This is a genomic window from Rhodococcus sp. EPR-157, from assembly GCF_001647195.1.
Taxonomy (GTDB): Bacteria; Actinomycetota; Actinomycetes; order Mycobacteriales; family Mycobacteriaceae; genus Rhodococcoides.
The window spans coordinates 1-15,733 of the sequence record NZ_LVCV01000343.1 but is presented as its reverse complement, the minus strand read 5'-3'; the positions used below and the strand labels follow the sequence as shown (position 1 = coordinate 15,733).

Genomic DNA, 15,733 nt, shown 5'->3' with positions numbered 1-15,733 from the left:
GATGTTCGCCCTCGTTCTGCACTCCCATCTCCCCTGGCTTGCCAATCACGGTCGCTGGCCGGTCGGCGAAGAGTGGCTGTACCAGTCGTGGGCGGGTTCCTATCTGCCGTTGACGGACATGCTCACCGCGCTCGCCGACGAGGGCCGCACACACCTGCTGACCCTGGGCATCACACCCGTGCTGGCCGCTCAGCTGGACGATCCGCACTGCCTGTCGGGAATGCATCACTGGCTCGCCAATTGGCAGCTTCGTGCGCACGAGGCGACAGATCGAGATCTGTCGAGTCGCGAGCACCGTTCGGCAGCACACGCTCTCGCCACCTTCGAGACTCGTTGGCGGCACGGTGGCTCGCCGGTTCTGCGCCCGCTCGTCGACGCAGGCACCGTCGAGATGCTCGGCGGGCCGCTGGCACACCCCTTCCAGCCGCTCATGGACGAGCGCCTCCGTGAATTCTCGCTGTCCGAAGGTTTGGCCGATGCACGCATGCGGTTGGGCACACGGCCCAACGGAATCTGGGCACCGGAGTGCGCCTACGCGCCCGGCATGGAACGAGGCTATGCCGACGCCGGAGTAACCCATTTCATGGTCGACGGCCCTGCGCTGCGCGGAGACACGAGCTTGGGAAGGCCGGTGCGCGATTCCGCCGTCGTCGCCTTCGGTCGCGACCTCGACGTCAGTTACCGCGTGTGGTCACCGAAGTCCGGCTACCCGGGCCACTCCGCCTACCGGGACTTCCACACCTACGACCACGCAACCGGACTCAAGCACGCGCGGGTGACCGGCAGGGGCGTCGAGTCTGCAGACAAGGCCCCCTACGACCCGGAAGCTGCCTCCGCTGCGATCGACAAACACGTCACCGATTTCGTCGACACGGTCCGTCGTCGCCTCCGCAGCGAATCGGATCGGATCGGCCGACCTGCGCTCGTTGTCGCTGCGTTCGACACCGAACTGTTCGGCCACTGGTGGTTCGAAGGACCCGTGTGGCTCGAACGCGTGCTGCGCGCGCTACCCGAGGCGGGTATCGATGTCGGAACACTCGCGGACGCACGTGCCAGGGGCTTCGTCGGAACTCGCGTCGATCTGCCTATGTCATCGTGGGGCTCGGGCAAGGACTGGCGGGTCTGGAACGGCAAGGCCGTCCAGGACCTCGTCGATCTCAACTCCGAAGTCACCGCGACCGCACTCGACGCCATCGACAAGAACCGGGACCACTCGTTCGGAAGGCCCGAATTGCGCAACCGGGTGAACGACCAGATGGTGCGTGAGACACTCAACACGATCGCAAGTGACTGGGCGTTCATGGTCAGCAAGGATTCTGCCGCCGAATATGCACGCCAGCGAGCACATGTTCACGCGCATGCGCTGCGAGAGATCGCTGATGCGGTCGAACGCGGCCGCGCCGGCCGCGCGGCCGAACTTGCGGAGCAGTGGAATCGGGCGGATGGGCTCTTCCCAGCGCTCGATGCGCGGCGGCTGCGCACGGATCGACCGTTCGGAGGGGAGCGCTGAAGTTGAAGGTCTTGATGGTGTCGTGGGAATACCCACCGGTCGTGGTCGGCGGCCTCGGCAGGCATGTTCATCATCTGGCGACCGAACTCGTCCGAGCGGGCCACGAGGTCGTCGTCCTCGCGCGTCGCCCGACGGGGACCGATGCGTCGACGCATCCGACCCATCACCGCATCGAGGACGGTGTGCTGGTCGTCGCCGTCGCAGAGGACCCTGCTCACTTCGTCTTCGGCGAGGACATGCTGGCGTGGACGCTGGCGATGGGACACGCCATGGTGCGAGCAGGCATCGCGCTCGGCAAGCCCGGACTCGGTGAGGGATGGACGCCCGACGTCGTTCACGCGCACGACTGGCTCGTCGCCCACCCGTCCATCGCGCTGGCCGAGCACTTCGACGTGCCGCTTGTGTCCACGATCCATGCCACCGAGGCGGGCAGGCACAGCGGCTGGATCTCCGGCCGTGTCAACCGGCAGGTGCACTCGATCGAGTGGTGGCTCGCCAACGATTCCGACGCTGTCATCACGTGTTCGGCATCCATGAAGGAGGAAGTGACGCGCCTGTTCGGCATTCGGGACGCGTCCGTCGCAGTGATCAGGAACGGAATCGACATCCGCACCTGGAGCTTCCGACGCCGCGAGCCACGCCAGGAGCCTGCCAAGCTGCTGTATGTGGGTCGACTCGAATACGAAAAGGGCATCCAGGACGCCATTGCCGCGTTGCCTCGCATTCGCCGTAGCCACCCTGGTACCACCCTCCACATCGCCGGTGAAGGCACACAGTTCGCTTGGCTGGCTCAATTGGCTCGGACACATCGCGTCGCACGTGCAGTCTCGTTCCTCGGTTCGCTCGATCACACCGAGCTACTCGGCTGGCTGCACGGCGCCGACGCCATCGTCCTGCCCAGCCGCTACGAGCCGTTCGGCATAATCGCATTGGAAGCTGCGGCGGCCGGAACCCCGCTCGTGGCGTCGACTGCAGGTGGCCTCGGCGAGGCAATCGTCGACGGCGTCACCGGGTTGTCGTTCGAAGCGGCTGACGTCGGCGGTCTCGCGAACGCAGTTCGACGGGTGCTAGACAACGTAGATGCAGCTCAGGATCGGGCGGTGGCCGCCCGGGAGCGCCTCACCGTCGATTTCGACTGGAAGCATGTCGCCGACGCAACAGCGCAGGTGTACCTCGCGGCCAAGCGCAAGGTTCGATACCCGCTGGCCAGGCCTGTCATCGTCGAACGGGCTCTACCCGAACGAAGCTGAGTCTCCCCTGGCTGTTTCAGCTGCCTTCAGTGCTTTCTTTCGCTCGATGTCTTCCAGCGCCGCGATGTATTCGGCTCGCTGCGCGGCTCCGGCCTCCCAGTCGGCCTTGCGATTGCGAACGACCTTCGCCGGCGCACCTACAGCGATGCTGTAGTCCGGAATCGTGCCCTTGACCACGGCGTGGGCGCCCAGAACACAACCGCGCCCGATGCTTGTCTCGCGAAGGACGGTGACCTTTGCCGCGATCCAGGTGTCCGGGCCGATCCGTACCGGCCCCTTGACGATTCCTTGATCTTTGATGGGTGTCGTCACGTCGTCCATGCGATGGTCGAAGTCGCAGATGTAGCACCAGTCCGCGACGAGCGTGGACGCACCTATCTCGATGTCGAGGTAGGTATTGACGACGTTGTCCTTCCCGAACACCACTTTGTCGCCGATACGCAGCGAGCCTTCGTGGCAGCGGATCGCGTTCCCGTCACCGATGTGTACCCAACGGCCGATCTCCAACCTCGACAGCTCCGGCGTCGAGTGAATCTCGACGTTCTTCCCAAGGAAGACCATTCCGCGAAGAATGACGTGAGGGTTCGCTGCCTTGAACCGGGCGAGACGGAAGTACCGGACCAGGTACCACGGGGTGTACGCCTTGTTCTGCAGGACCCAGCGCAGCGAGTCGAGGGTAAGGAAGCGCGCCTGGTCCTCGTCGCGTCGCCTGGATCCGCGCCACCGTGAACGCAGCGGTGCGTTCCACATGCTCGTCATACCGAGACACCCTAGTGGGACTCGAGTAGGGCCTGCGGAACGACCCAGATAGACGGGAGCCGCTTTCCTGATCGGCCCGGTCGCCGGGATAGTCTCTGTGCTGGACGCGTGGGATCGAGGACGAGGGAGTTGCACAAGGTGCTTGGCGGCAGAGCTGGTTTCACGCGTGTGGCCACGCTCGCGACTGTCGCAGCGTTGACTGCCGTCGCGTGTGGGAGCGATCAGGGCAGCATCGACGCGTTCGCCGCGGGCGGCTGGCCGGTTGCCCACGGCGACTCCCGCAACAGCAGCACTTCCGACCTCTCCGGCTTGTCCGACGTCTCCCTCGACTGGACGCGCCCGTTGGGGGGCGCGGTCGTCTCACCGCTGTCGATCGCGTCGACCGGTCAGATGTTCGTCGGTGCCTACACCGAATCCGGTTGCAATCTCTTCTCGTTCGAGATCGATTCCGGCCGCAAGCGCTGGTGTAATCGCATCGGCCCATCCGTCGCGACCGCAACACCGCTCGTGGATTCGGTCGCCAACATCTACGTCGGCGACAACGGTGGATTCTCCTCGTACAACGATCACGGCCAGCTTCGGTGGCGCACACCTACCTATGGTGTGCCCCGGTCGGCTCAGTTCCTGGGCGATGGAAGCGTTCTCGCGGTCACTCAGTTCGGGCAGATGAATATCCTGGACACTCAGACCGGCCAGACTGTTGTGCCGATCCATGATCTCGTCGCGCTTCCGGACTTCCTCGCGTCGCCGGATACCGACTTCTTGCCTCCGAATACCGGGCTCGAGGACTGCGCTACCGGATCGCCGGAGTGTGCAGTGCCCGCCACGCCTGCCGTCGATCTGGATGCGTCCGAGATCTTTCTCGTCCTGTGGCGACCCGGTGCCGTTGCACCGCAATTGGTGTCGCTGCATTACGACGCCTCGGCGACGCCCGCGATAACCGAGACGTGGTCGTCGGAACTACTTCCTGCCGCTGTTACGTCGAGTCCGGTGCTGTCCAGTGACGGAGATACTGTCTATCTCGCTGATGTCGACGGTCGGCTGAGTGCGTTCGATACCGTGGACGGTTCGGTGAAGTGGACGTTCGGAGCCGGATTCGGAGACAGGGGTACTCCGTCGGTGTCGTCTGACGGCTACATCGTTCCGGTCGGCGGCCGAACAGGTGTGCGCGCTATCCGTGACGACGGGGACAGCGCCAGCGTGGCGTGGTCACGAGATGACGTGCAGCAATTGGGAACCCCAGTGCAGGCCAAGGACGGCACGCTGGTGACCGTGACCGGCCGAGGCGATGAGCTGTACCTGACCTCGCTGAATTCCGGTACCGGGGAAACGATCTCGGATCGAGTACTGCCTGGCGCGGCAGGATTCACCGTCGGTACGTCGATCGGGCCGGACGGCCAGGTGATCACCGCGTCCTACCTCGGTGAAATCTTCACCTACGCACCGTGATACGTGCGGCCCGGTTCTCGCGCCGCACAGATGAAAGCCACGCCTGATCGCTCGATGCGCGTGATGATCACCGACAGCGCGACGTCGCCCTTCAACTTCAGGCGCGGTCGGAGCACAGCCGGATCCACGTCGATCCCCCGCACCAGGATCTCCACGGACCCACATCGATGGCTCGTCAATGCTTGCCGCAGCGTCTTCTCAGAGAACTTGATTCTCTCGAGAATCCTGAAACCATTGACTCCGATGGGCACGGAATCACCTGTCAGATAAGCGATTCGGGGATCGAGTTGCCACAACCCGTGCTTGGCCGCGTAGTGGCGCACCAGGCCGGCCCGCACCACGGCGCCGTCCGGATCGATGATCCACTGACCCGGCGGCGCGACCTCGATATCGTCCGGCTCTGCGTCGGTGATCTCGTAGTTCCATCCGTCCGAGGTCAACACCGATGCGCGCCGACCGACGGTGGTGTCGGTCAGACCCGACGACCACAGACACGCTTCCTTGACGCCACCGTCCAGCGACACCAATTCGATCTCGCCGTCCCACCCCAGTGCGTCGAAGTCCAGACCCGGAGCACATTTGACGACGAGATCCCTGCGCGCGTAGTTCTCGAGCAGCGCAGGCAGCGGTGGCTCGAGCGCCGCTGGATCGTAGGTTCGCCTGCCTCCCGCACGTCGCCCCGGGTCGGCGAGCACAACTGTGCCGTGGGTGGTCGGTGTGAGTGCATCTGCACGCAGCACGGCTGCGCCAGGAACGTTGAGTGTCGCCATCCGCAGTCGTACGGCGTCCAGATCGCTGCCGATCACCAGTCCCGGCGTCTTCGTCAGTGCCGCGAGTTCAGTACCGATGGAGCAGGTGACGTCGTGCACGTCGCGTCCCGCCAAACGCTCTGCCCGACGCCGAGCGATGATCGACGGCGTCGCCTGCTGGACAGCATCGTCGGTCAGTAGCCAACTGCCTACATCCGACAGCTTGGTTCGTGCCTTTCGCCGAAGACGTGTCGTCTCCACCAGCGCGGCGGCACGATCTCCGAACGACGCACGCGCCGTCGCAATATCGGCGAGCATCGAGGCCTTGGTCAGGGGCAGTTCGTCGATCCGGCGTAGTGCAACGACACCGACATCGCTGGACAGAAAGTCGATGTCGGTGCCGTCGAACTCGTAGGGCATGTGGTGAGGGAGGAGCTCAGTCGGACTTCACTCCGGTGATCATCACGTTGTAGAAGAAGCTGCGGGGCACCACGTGCTCGAGTACGTTCTCGTCCACCCAGCTCAAGGTCTTCCACCCACCGAAGGCGAACCGTGCCCAGTTCCAGCCGAGCTTCTCGGCCGGAACCGCGGCCTCGAATGTGCGTACCGGCCAGCCGAGCAACGCAGCGGCAAATTCCTCGGTCTGCGCCTGTACCTCGACGGCGCCGGCGCTGCGAGCGATGTTCTCGAGATCGGTCGGGTCGAAGGTATGCAGGTCGACGACGGCTTCGAGCGCAGCAGCGCGTGAAGATTCGTCGAGTTCTTCCTGCGGTTTGCGCCAACTCGCGAGGAACGGCAATTTGGTGGCCCTTGTCGTCGCCTCCCAGGTGAGTCGCCCGAGCCACCGCGCGTAGAAGTTCCCTATCGTGGTGGGCTCACCCGCGAACACGAAACGTCCACCGGGCTTGAGCACCCGTAGCACCTCCCGCAACGACTGCTCGACGTCGGGAATGTGGTGCAGAACCGCATGCCCGACAACCAGGTCGAAGGTGTTGTCCTCGTACGGGATGGTTTCGGCGTCCGCGACCCGTCCATCCACATCCAGGTTCAGGTGCTCGGCGTTGCGCAGCGCGACCTTGACCATGCCGGGTGACAAATCCGTGACCGATCCCTTGTCGGCAACACCGGCCTGCATGAGATTGAGGAGAAAGAAGCCGGTTCCGCACCCCAATTCCAGTGCACGTCCGTGCGGAAGTGCGTCCTGAGCGCTCGGTTGCCCGCTGACGGCCTGGTCGAAGCGCCCACGCGCGTAGTCGATGCATCGCTCGTCGTACGAGATCGACCATTTGTCGTCGTACGTCTCCGCTTCCCAGTCGTGATAGAGCACCTGAGCAAGCTTTGTGTCACTGCGCGCAGCCTCGACCTGCTCGGCGGTGGCGTGCGGATTGGGCGCGGGGTCGTTCGGAGCGTCCGGAACCAAGTGGAGTGTGGCGTCGGAGTTACCGTCGTGCGGGCTTGCAGTCATCAGGGCAGCCTACTATCCAGTAGAAAATGAACAAGTTCTAGTTGTCAGCCGAGGTCATTCCCCGACGAACTCGGCTTTGCCCGGTCCGTTGGCGATGAACGATTCCATTCCGATGGTCCGGTCTTTGGTGCCGAACAACGCCGCGAACTGCTGCGCTTCGATCTTGAGGCCAGTTCCCAGGTCGACGTCGAGACCCTGATCGATCGACGCCTTCGCGGCTGCAAGCGCCCGCGAGGCCCCGGTGGTGAACTGCGCCGCCCACTTCCGTGCCGCGTTGTATACCTCGTCGGGAGCGACCACCTCGTCGACCAGTCCGATCCGCAGCGCTTCCTCGGCACCGACGAATCGACCTGTGAACACCATGTCCTTGGCCTTGCTCGGACCAACCAGGCGCGCGAGACGCTGAGTACCGCCGCCGCCGGGAATGACGCCCAACAGCACTTCGGGCACCCCCAGCTTCGCGTTGTCACCGGCGATGCGCCGATCTGCACCCAGCGCCACTTCGAGCCCACCGCCGAGTGCGTACCCGGTGATCGCGGCGACGACCGGCTTCGGAATGTCTGCCAACGAACCGAGCGCGGACTGAAGATCACCGGCGATGTCGGTCATCTGAGCAGACGTCAGTTCGACCATTTCCTTGATGTCCGCTCCCGCGGCGAAGACCTTCTCCCCGCCGTAGACGATCACCGCTCTGACGGACGAATCGACGGTCGCCACGCGCGCAGCGGCACGAATCTCCTCCTGCACCTGACGGTTCAACGCATTCATCGGAGGACGATCCAACCGGATCGTGCCAATGCCGTCTGATACCTCGAAAGTCACGAACTCAGCCATGTTCACACACGCTACCGGTGGCGGTTCTTCTCTCCGGCCCACGGGTGCGCACTGCCCGCGTAGTAGTGCTCCTGGCCGGGGAATTCGACTCGAAGTTCGCCGTCGACGTGGTAGAGATTCGGCTGTATCGGGGCGATGTCGGGAGATGCGGCGAGCACGGCGCCAACCGAGGAGAACTGGGTCAGCCCGGACAGCTGACTCCACGTCGGCGGCAGAAGAACGGTGCTGCCCTCACGCCAGTCGTCCAACGCGGACTCGGGAGACCGCCACCTCACCGATGCAGCCTCCGTGGTTGCACCGTCGGCATATTGACCCTCCGGTTGCACTGCAACGAAGAACCTGGTGTCGTAGCGGCGCTTCTCGCCCACGGGAGTGATCCAGTTCGACCACGGACGCAGTAGATCCGCTCGAAGAACGAGCCCATTTCGGGTGAGGAACTCACCGAAGGTCTGCTCGCGCCGCTCGAGTGCACCCCGATCCTCGGCATAGACGTCCGTATCGGTCACGACGCTGTCTGTGGTGGGCCCTGCCAGCAGAATTCCGCATTCCTCGAACGTCTCCCGGGCGGCGGCGCACACGAGAGCTGCCGCCTTGCGCTCGTCGACTCCGAACCTGCTCGCCCACCAGCTAGGCGGGGGTCCAGCCCACTCGAGATCGGAATCTGCATCGGAGATGTCGACACCGCCGCCGGGGAACACGGTCATGCCGCCGGCAAATGCCATGCCACCGACCCGCTCCAGCAGGAAAACCTCGATGCCGTCATCGCGGTTCTGCAGGAGGATGACGGTCGAGGCATCACGGACTGGTGAGGCCTCGGTGGGCGGGAGCTCGGTGGAAGACATCTCCTCGAAACTACAACGCCGTGATGTCGGACTCCTCAGCGGCGGTGCTGACCGGCGGCCCTGGTGCGTCGGGCGAAGAACCGACCGTCGACGCGGTCCAGGGTGATGGACTGACTGAAGGCCTCGGTGAGGTTCTCCGCCGTGATGACGTCGTCGACGAAGCCCTTGGCGACCACACCGCCTTCTTTCAACAGCAGCGCATGGCTGAAGCCGGGTGGGATTTCTTCCACATGGTGCGTGATCAGCACCGTTGCCGGCGCATCCGGATCGGCCGCGAGGTCGGCCAACCGTGCGACGAGTTCCTTACGACGACCGAGGTCGAGACCGGCGGCGGGTTCGTCGAGGAGGAGCAGTTCGGGATCGGTCATGAGTGCCCGCGCGATCAGTACGCGCTTGCGCTCACCTTCGGACAGTGTTCCGTAGGTCCGCTGAGCCAGGTGCTCGGCGCCGAGGCTCTCCAGCATCTCGACTGCACGCTCGGTGTCCATGTCGTCGTAGCGCTCGCGCCAGCGACCGAGGACGCTGTACCCCGCCGAGACGACCAGATCGCTGACGATTTCGTCGGCAGGAATGCGGTGAGCGAGGGCGGAGGACGACAGACCGATGCGGGGTTTCAGGTCGGCGACGTCGGCCTTGCCCAACACCTCGCCGAGCACATGTGCTGTGCCGGAGGTGGGATGAACTTCAGCGGCGGCGATGCGCATCAACGACGTCTTGCCCGCACCGTTCGGCCCGAGAACGACCCACCGTTCGTCGAGTTCCACCTGCCAGGTCACCGGGCCGACGAGTGTAACTCCACCCCGCCTGATGAGAACGTCGTTGAAATCGATGAGCAGATCGGGATCCGGTTCAGACACGTTGTCCATCTTGTCGCACATCCGCCGCGCTTACACGGCAGGATCTCCATGCGTGTCGTCCAAATCTCATCACACCGCGCGTCAGACAGCCATCCACCCTGCCCGCGCGGACATCCCTGCCCCGGGTTCGGCGTTCCCTCTCGGGGCAACCTCTACCCACGGTGGTACGCAATTCGCAGTCCACTCCCCCGCCGCCGATGGTGTCGAGATCTGTCTCGTCGACGACGACGGCAGCGAGCGACGCGTCGAACTGCGCAGTCGAACCTTCGGAATCTGGCACGGATTCGTCCCCGGCGTCGAGCCTGGAGCGCGATACGGAATCCGAGCACACGGACCGTGGGACCCGACCAACGGTCGTCGTTTCAACGAACACAAGATCCTTCTCGATCCGGCAGCTCGGCAGATCACCGGCCGTCTCGGCGCTGCCTCTGCACTCCTGCCCTACGAGGACGAGCCGTTCGGCCAGGCAAGCAGGGTCGATTCGCTCGGCCACATGCCGCTGTCCGTGGTCACCGCGCCGCCGACCGTCAGGCAGATCGACCGACCGACCGTGCCGTGGGATCGAACTGTTCTGTACGAGCTGCACGTGGGCGCGTACACGGCCCGGCACCCCGGTGTGCCGATCAGCCATCGTGGCACCTACCTCGGTCTGACGGCACCAGCGGTCCTGGAACATCTCACCAGGCTGGGCGTGACGACCGTGGAACTGCTTCCCGTACAGGCGATGCTGACCGAACCGGACGTTCGCGCGCGCGGCATGCGAAATCACTGGGGCTACTCGACCGGCGCCTACTTCGCTCCGGATCCTCGGTTCGCCTCGGTTCCGGGCAACGAGATCTCCGAATTCAAGGTGATGGTCGACGCATTGCATTCGGCCGGCATCGAAGTCGTCCTCGACGTCGTCTACAACCACACGTGCGAATCCTCCGTTGCCGGGCCGTCGATCAGTTGGCGCGGTCTCGACGCACCCGGGTACTACCTGCTGGACGCCCGCGGGTACGACGTCGACCTCACCGGCTGCGGAAACACACTGGACTCGGCGTCACCCGCCGTCGTACGCATGGTGTGCGACAGCCTCCGATACTGGGCCGACGACATGGGCGTCGACGGCTTCCGATTCGACCTCGCCAGCACCCTCGGCCGACCAGGTGGATGGCGATTCGATTCTCGCGCTCCGCTTCTCACTGCTATCACCACAGATCCGGTCCTATCGAGCCGGAAACTGATCGCCGAGCCGTGGGACGCCACAGGTGCCGGCTATCAAGTGGGTGGATTCGGCAGCATGTGGTCGGAGTGGAACGACCGATACCGCGACACGGTGCGTAGATTCTGGTCCGGGCAGTCCGGCGTCAGGGAACTGGCGTCGAGACTTGCCGGCTCGGAGGACATCTACGGCGGCGGCGTCCGAAAGCCATGGGCGTCGGTCAATTTCGTCACCGCACACGACGGTTTCACCGTCCGCGATCTGGTGTCGTACTCGCACAAGCACAACGAGGCGAACGGCGAAGAGAACCGAGACGGCACCGACAACAATCTGTCGACCAGTCACGGGGTCGAGGGTCCGACCAACGATCCATCGATCGTGTCTGCGCGTGATCGCCACGCCCGAGCACTGCTTGCGACGCTCACACTGTCGACCGGCACCCCCATGCTCCTCGCCGGAGACGAATTGGGGCACACTCAATTCGGCAACAACAATGCATACTGCGTTCCCGCCGACGCCGCTGCGGCCGACTCGTGGGCGATCGAATGGTCGGAAGTTGACACCGAACTGGTCGCGTTCGTCACACGGCTGCTGCGAATCCGGCGCAGCGCACCTTCACTCCGCCAGCAGGAATTCTTCATCGGCCGCGACACTCTGAGCGGCAGGCCTGATGTCGTATGGTTCGACGCGTTCGGGCACGAGATGAACACGGAATCCTGGAACGACGACTCGGTACGAACGATGCAGGCGTGGGTCGACGGCAGCGATGTCCGCTCCTACGAGCCTGACGGCGTGCCCGTCGACGACGCCAGTTCGTTGTTGATCGTGCACTCGGGTGGTCCGACCGAAGTCTCGTTGGCGTGCCCCGACTGGGCAGCAACACGATTCGTTCCGGTCTTCGATTCCTCCTCGCCAGACGGAGTACCTGCGAACTCCTCCCCCATCGAAGCAGGCTCGTCGATCGCATTGTCGGGTGCGACGGTGCTCGTACTGCGCAGCGACGGTAAGTAGGTCATGAACAGCTGAACGAGAGGTCCGATTCCGAACGCGTACAACAGAGTTCCGACTCCGACGTTGCCACCGAGCAGCCAACCGGTCACGACCACCACCAATTCGATGCACGTACGAACCAAGCGGATGGACAAACCGGTGCGCGCGACGAGTCCCGTCATCAAGCCGTCGCGCGGCCCCGGACCCATCTCCGCACCGATGTACAACGCGGTCGCGAACGCGTTCATGACGATCCCGGTCGTCAGCAGCGCTGTCCGCGCGGCCACGTCGTCGACCGCGGGGAGCCAGCTCAGCGAGACGTCGACCGACACGGCTATGACCACCACGTTGCTCACGGTGCCCAGCCCAGGCTTCTGCCGCAGCGGGATCCACGCGAGCAGAACTACGAGTCCGGTCAACGCGGTGATCGTCCCGAAGCTCAGCGGCAGGTGCTTGCTCACACCCTGATGGAACACGTCCCACGGGTCGAGACCGAGGCTCGCAGTCACCATCAACGCCATCGAGAGTCCGTAGAGCCAGAGTCCGACATAGAGCGCTATCAGACGGACAGTGAGTTGTCGGGCACGGCTGTTCGATCGCATGTCGTCCAGTTTCATCGCTCACTGGCACCTTCAGAAACAGCCAGTTCGACGACAGTGGACCCTGACTCTCGTTCAGCGCTCCACTGTCGCAATGACGGTCATGGAGCCCGGAGCCACCTCGGTGAACCCGGCATCCCGCACGGCGACTGCTCGTCCTTCATCGACAAGGGCTTCGGCGCGTCGCCACTGGTTCGCATCGGCATCGCGAACCGAACACGCAAAGTCGGAGACCGACCAGTGCACACATTGCGCGGCGGTCATCGAACCGGCGAGCAACATCGATGCATGTCCAACTTGCGCGGCCGCCTTGCCGACGGTCATCTTCAGGGTCGGGTCGATCCACAGCACAGGTGTGTCCGGACGGGCAGGTCCTGGCTCGTCGTGCTCCAGATCGGTGCCGCCGATCTGGAGTCGCTTGATTCGGGGATCGAGATCGCCGACTCTGCCCGGTACGAACGCACGGACCTGAGCTCCGCCGACCTCGACGGTCACGCCCGGCACGGCTTGGGCGGCCTCCCACTGTGCACCTCGGGCCCGTCGGGCAACTTTCCGAATGCGAGCACCCGTCCATGCCAGGAAGCACTCCTCCCACTCGCCACCCGGTCCGACTCGTTCGTCGAGACACAGGGCCACCGCGGCCGACGCTGCAGCTTCGAGGAGGCTACTGCGCGCCGGTGGGTCCACTTTGGGGATGTGCAGAACCACCGGCATGGCGAGCACGTCGGCGGGGTCCGGTGGATCCGTACGTCCGCCGTAGCCACGCGAAAGAACCGCGTGGCGCTGCACCAACGTACTTCGCGGCCCCTCGTCGACCGGGACGTCCGTCACAGGATCGGGACGCGGCGGACACCACCGTCGACGGCATCGGCCGCCTCGATCTCACCGCGGGTGACTCCGAGCATGAACAGAACGGCATCAAGATAGGGATGCGAGATCGCCGTGTCCGCGATCTCGCGGAGCGCCGGCTTCGCATTGAACGCGACGCCGAGACCTGCCGCCGTCAACATGTCGATGTCGTTTGCACCATCGCCCACCGCGACCGTCTGTTCCATCGATACCCCGGACTGCGCTGCGAACTCGCGCAGCGCAGTCGCCTTGGCCGCGCGATCGATGATCTCACCTACTACCCGCCCGGTGAGCTTGCCGTCGACGATTTCGAGGGTGTTCGCCTTGACGAAGTCCAGTTCGAGCTCGTGAGCGAGGCTATCGATGACTTGACGGAAGCCTCCGGAGACGATGCCACAGTGGTAGCCAAGTCTCCGCAACGTGCGAATCGTGGTTCGCGCTCCGGCCGTCAACTCCAGCTCCTCGCTCACCTCGTCGATGACCGACGCGTCGAGTCCAGCCAACGCCTGCACCCGCTGGTGCAGCGATTCGGTGAAGTCGATCTCCCCGCGCATCGCCGACTCGGTTACCTTGCGGACTTCGTCCTCGCGACCGGCCTTTGCAGCCAGCATTTCGATGACCTCGCCCTGGACAAGAGTGGAGTCCACGTCGAACACGATGAGACGCTTGGACCGACGAGAGATTCCTTCGCGCTCGACTGCCACGTCGACGCCGACGCCTGCAGCAATTTCGGAAAGACCGGTCCGAAGTTGGCGATCGGCATCAGGTGAGGTGTTGGTTGCGGTGACCAACAGTTCGAGACCGGTGACCGGGTAGTCGGCGACGCCGCGTATCGAATCGATGTTTGCGCCCTGCCTCGCCAGCTCGCGGGAGATGGTGCTGAACGCCCGAGCGGTGACCGGCCGACCGAGCACCACGACCACGTGTGTTGCCAACACGCGATTGCCGACCGGGTCGGCGCCGATCTCGACGTCGACGTGGACGCCGACGGTCGCCATCGCTTCCTCCAGTTCTTCCTGGAGCTCCTCGGGGTCGTTGGGACATGACAGCAACACACCGAGGGTCAACCGACCACGGATGACGACCTGCTCGACGTCGAGCAGGTCGACCTGGTGGCGCGAGAGTGCCGCGAACAGGACCGAGGTGACACCCGGTTTGTCCGGGCCTGTCACCGTGACGAGTACAGCGGTGTCCGATGACGGCACCGATTCTCCCTTCCTGCACGACGGTTCCGATTCGGGCCGTCGAAATTGTGGCTGGTTCGCTTCACGGACATTGTCGCAAGCGAAGAGCCCCGCCCGGGTACCGGGAGGGGCTCTTCGCGTAAGTCTTATCGGCTACTTCGGATCCGGGTCGCCGGAGTGTTCGTGGTCGCTGGTGGCCAGTGGTGCGCGGCGTGCCTGTTCGAGGACTTCGGTGGTCTGTCCACCGTGACTGCCCGGTCCGACGTGGGCTTCGGCGCGGAGCCGCTCGACCATGTGCGGATAGTGCAGCTCGAACGCCGGTCGTTCGGACCGGATCCGCGGCAACTCCGTGAAATTGTGCCGCGGCGGCGGGCACGAGGTCGCCCACTCCAGCGAGTTGCCATATCCCCACGGATCATCGACGGTGACCACTTCGCCGTACCGGTAGGACTTGAACACATTCCACACGAACGGCAACGTCGACGCACCGAGCACGAACGCACCGATCGTGGAAATGATGTTGAGCGTGGTGAACCCATCCGAGGCCAGGTAGTCGGCGTAGCGACGCGGCATACCTTCGTTGCCGAGCCAGTGCTGCACCAGGAACGTGCCGTGGAACCCGAAGAACGTCAACCAGAAGTGCCACTTGCCGAGCGTCTCGTCCATCATCCGGCCCGTCATCTTCGGGAACCAGAAGTAGATACCGGCATACGTCGCGAACACCACCGTTCCGAACACCACGTAGTGGAAGTGCGCGATCACGAAGTAGGTGTCGGTGACATGGAAGTCGATCGGCGGCGAGGCCAACAGCACACCGGACAGACCACCGAAGAGGAACGTGATCAAGAACCCGATCGAGAACAACATCGGTGTCTCGAGCGTCACCTGACCTCGCCACATCGTGCCGATCCAGTTGAAGATCTTCACACCCGTCGGCACTGCGATCAGGAAGGTCATGAAGGAGAAGAACGGCAACAACACCGCACCGGTGGCGTACATGTGGTGCGCCCAGACCGCGATCGAGAGCGCCGCGATGGCGATCGTCGCGTAGATCAAGGTGGTGTATCCGAACATCGGCTTACGCGAGAACACCGGGAAGATCTCCGACACGATCCCGAAGAACGGCAACGCGATGATGTACACCTCGGGATGCCCGAAGAACCAGAACAGGTGCTGCCACAACAGCACTCCG

At 64.2% G+C, this 15,733-nt stretch carries 13 protein-coding genes and 1 pseudogene; 4 read left to right on the top strand and 10 right to left on the bottom strand.

The genetic code is table 11. The annotated features are described in order from the left end of the window. The first annotated feature begins 1 nt into the window (after nucleotide 1). Nucleotides 2-1,510: a 1,4-alpha-glucan branching protein domain-containing protein gene (locus A2J03_RS15915; RefSeq protein WP_068375770.1), complete on the top strand. Its 1,509-nt coding sequence runs from the start codon at nucleotides 2-4 to the stop codon at nucleotides 1,508-1,510. A gap of 2 nt (nucleotides 1,511-1,512) precedes the next feature. Then, nucleotides 1,513-2,760, top strand: a complete 1,248-nt coding sequence (locus A2J03_RS15910) for a glycosyltransferase family 4 protein (protein ID WP_068375742.1) — start codon at nucleotides 1,513-1,515, stop codon at nucleotides 2,758-2,760. On the opposite strand, the gene A2J03_RS15905 is transcribed toward A2J03_RS15910, so the two are convergent. After that, the gene (locus A2J03_RS15905) at nucleotides 2,743-3,519 is read right to left on the bottom strand and encodes an acyltransferase (RefSeq protein ID WP_068375740.1); all 777 of its coding nucleotides are present in this window, start codon (nucleotides 3,517-3,519) and stop codon (nucleotides 2,743-2,745) included. The two genes, A2J03_RS15910 and A2J03_RS15905, sit on opposite strands and share 18 nt — an antisense overlap. 138 nt (nucleotides 3,520-3,657) lie before the next feature. Between A2J03_RS15905 and A2J03_RS15900 the strand changes: the two genes are divergently transcribed. Beyond that, nucleotides 3,658-4,968: an outer membrane protein assembly factor BamB family protein gene (locus A2J03_RS15900; RefSeq protein ID WP_068375738.1), complete on the top strand. Its 1,311-nt coding sequence runs from the start codon at nucleotides 3,658-3,660 to the stop codon at nucleotides 4,966-4,968. Here A2J03_RS15900 and A2J03_RS15895 read toward each other — a convergent pair. Genes A2J03_RS15895 through A2J03_RS15875 form a run of 5 tightly spaced genes read right to left on the bottom strand, consistent with a single transcriptional unit; the run spans nucleotide 4,956 to nucleotide 9,724 of the window. Further along, on the bottom strand, nucleotides 4,956-6,137 hold the full coding sequence (locus tag A2J03_RS15895) for a THUMP-like domain-containing protein (RefSeq protein WP_068375737.1): 1,182 nt from the start codon (nucleotides 6,135-6,137) through the stop codon (nucleotides 4,956-4,958). The genes A2J03_RS15900 and A2J03_RS15895 overlap by 13 nt on opposite strands. Nucleotides 6,138-6,153: 16 nt before the next feature. Then, the gene (locus tag A2J03_RS15890; RefSeq protein WP_068375736.1) at nucleotides 6,154-7,182 is read right to left on the bottom strand and encodes a class I SAM-dependent methyltransferase; all 1,029 of its coding nucleotides are present in this window, start codon (nucleotides 7,180-7,182) and stop codon (nucleotides 6,154-6,156) included. 54 nt (nucleotides 7,183-7,236) lie between these two features. Then, complete coding sequence (locus tag A2J03_RS15885; RefSeq protein WP_068375734.1) at nucleotides 7,237-8,016, bottom strand: enoyl-CoA hydratase/isomerase family protein; 780 nt, start codon at nucleotides 8,014-8,016, stop codon at nucleotides 7,237-7,239. Nucleotides 8,017-8,027: 11 nt separating this feature from the next. Continuing rightward, nucleotides 8,028-8,858, bottom strand: coding sequence for an NUDIX hydrolase (locus A2J03_RS15880; RefSeq protein ID WP_068375732.1), 831 nt, complete (start codon nucleotides 8,856-8,858; stop codon nucleotides 8,028-8,030). Nucleotides 8,859-8,893: 35 nt separating this feature from the next. Next, nucleotides 8,894-9,724, bottom strand: a complete 831-nt coding sequence (locus A2J03_RS15875) for an ABC transporter ATP-binding protein (RefSeq protein WP_068375768.1) — start codon at nucleotides 9,722-9,724, stop codon at nucleotides 8,894-8,896. A gap of 82 nt (nucleotides 9,725-9,806) precedes the next feature. Between A2J03_RS15875 and glgX the strand changes: the two genes are divergently transcribed. Continuing rightward, nucleotides 9,807-11,930 carry a glycogen debranching protein GlgX gene (gene glgX, locus A2J03_RS15870; RefSeq protein WP_231912557.1) on the top strand — a complete coding sequence of 708 codons (2,124 nt, stop codon included), beginning with the start codon at nucleotides 9,807-9,809 and terminating at the stop codon, nucleotides 11,928-11,930. 11 nt (nucleotides 11,931-11,941) lie between these two features. On the opposite strand, the pseudogene yczE reads toward glgX, so the two are convergent. The 4 genes and pseudogenes from yczE to A2J03_RS15850 form a co-directional block, all read right to left on the bottom strand. After that, nucleotides 11,942-12,511: pseudogene (gene yczE, locus A2J03_RS32085) on the bottom strand (membrane protein YczE); the annotation flags it as partial. A gap of 72 nt (nucleotides 12,512-12,583) precedes the next feature. Beyond that, nucleotides 12,584-13,339, bottom strand: a complete 756-nt coding sequence (locus A2J03_RS15860; protein WP_068375727.1) for a peptidyl-tRNA hydrolase — start codon at nucleotides 13,337-13,339, stop codon at nucleotides 12,584-12,586. Next, complete coding sequence (gene serB / locus A2J03_RS15855) at nucleotides 13,336-14,562, bottom strand: phosphoserine phosphatase SerB (protein WP_068375725.1); 1,227 nt, start codon at nucleotides 14,560-14,562, stop codon at nucleotides 13,336-13,338. The genes A2J03_RS15860 and serB overlap by 4 nt, the downstream gene beginning before the upstream one ends. 132 nt (nucleotides 14,563-14,694) lie before the next feature. After that, nucleotides 14,695-15,733, bottom strand: a 1,039-nt coding sequence (locus A2J03_RS15850) for a cytochrome c oxidase subunit I (protein ID WP_197480812.1), incomplete at its 5' end; no start/stop codon positions are given.

Coding starts and splice junctions, on each gene's coding strand:
- A2J03_RS15885 (WP_068375734.1), bottom strand. CDS start 8,016: ATGGCTGAGTTCGTGACTTTCGAGGTATCAGACGGCATTGGCACGATC.
- A2J03_RS15915 (WP_068375770.1), top strand. CDS start 2: ATGTTCGCCCTCGTTCTGCACTCCCATCTCCCCTGGCTTGCCAATCAC.
- A2J03_RS15895 (WP_068375737.1), bottom strand. CDS start 6,137: ATGCCCTACGAGTTCGACGGCACCGACATCGACTTTCTGTCCAGCGAT.
- A2J03_RS15875 (WP_068375768.1), bottom strand. CDS start 9,724: ATGGACAACGTGTCTGAACCGGATCCCGATCTGCTCATCGATTTCAAC.
- A2J03_RS15890 (WP_068375736.1), bottom strand. CDS start 7,182: ATGACTGCAAGCCCGCACGACGGTAACTCCGACGCCACACTCCACTTG.
- A2J03_RS15880 (WP_068375732.1), bottom strand. CDS start 8,858: ATGTCTTCCACCGAGCTCCCGCCCACCGAGGCCTCACCAGTCCGTGAT.
- A2J03_RS15905 (WP_068375740.1), bottom strand. CDS start 3,519: ATGACGAGCATGTGGAACGCACCGCTGCGTTCACGGTGGCGCGGATCC.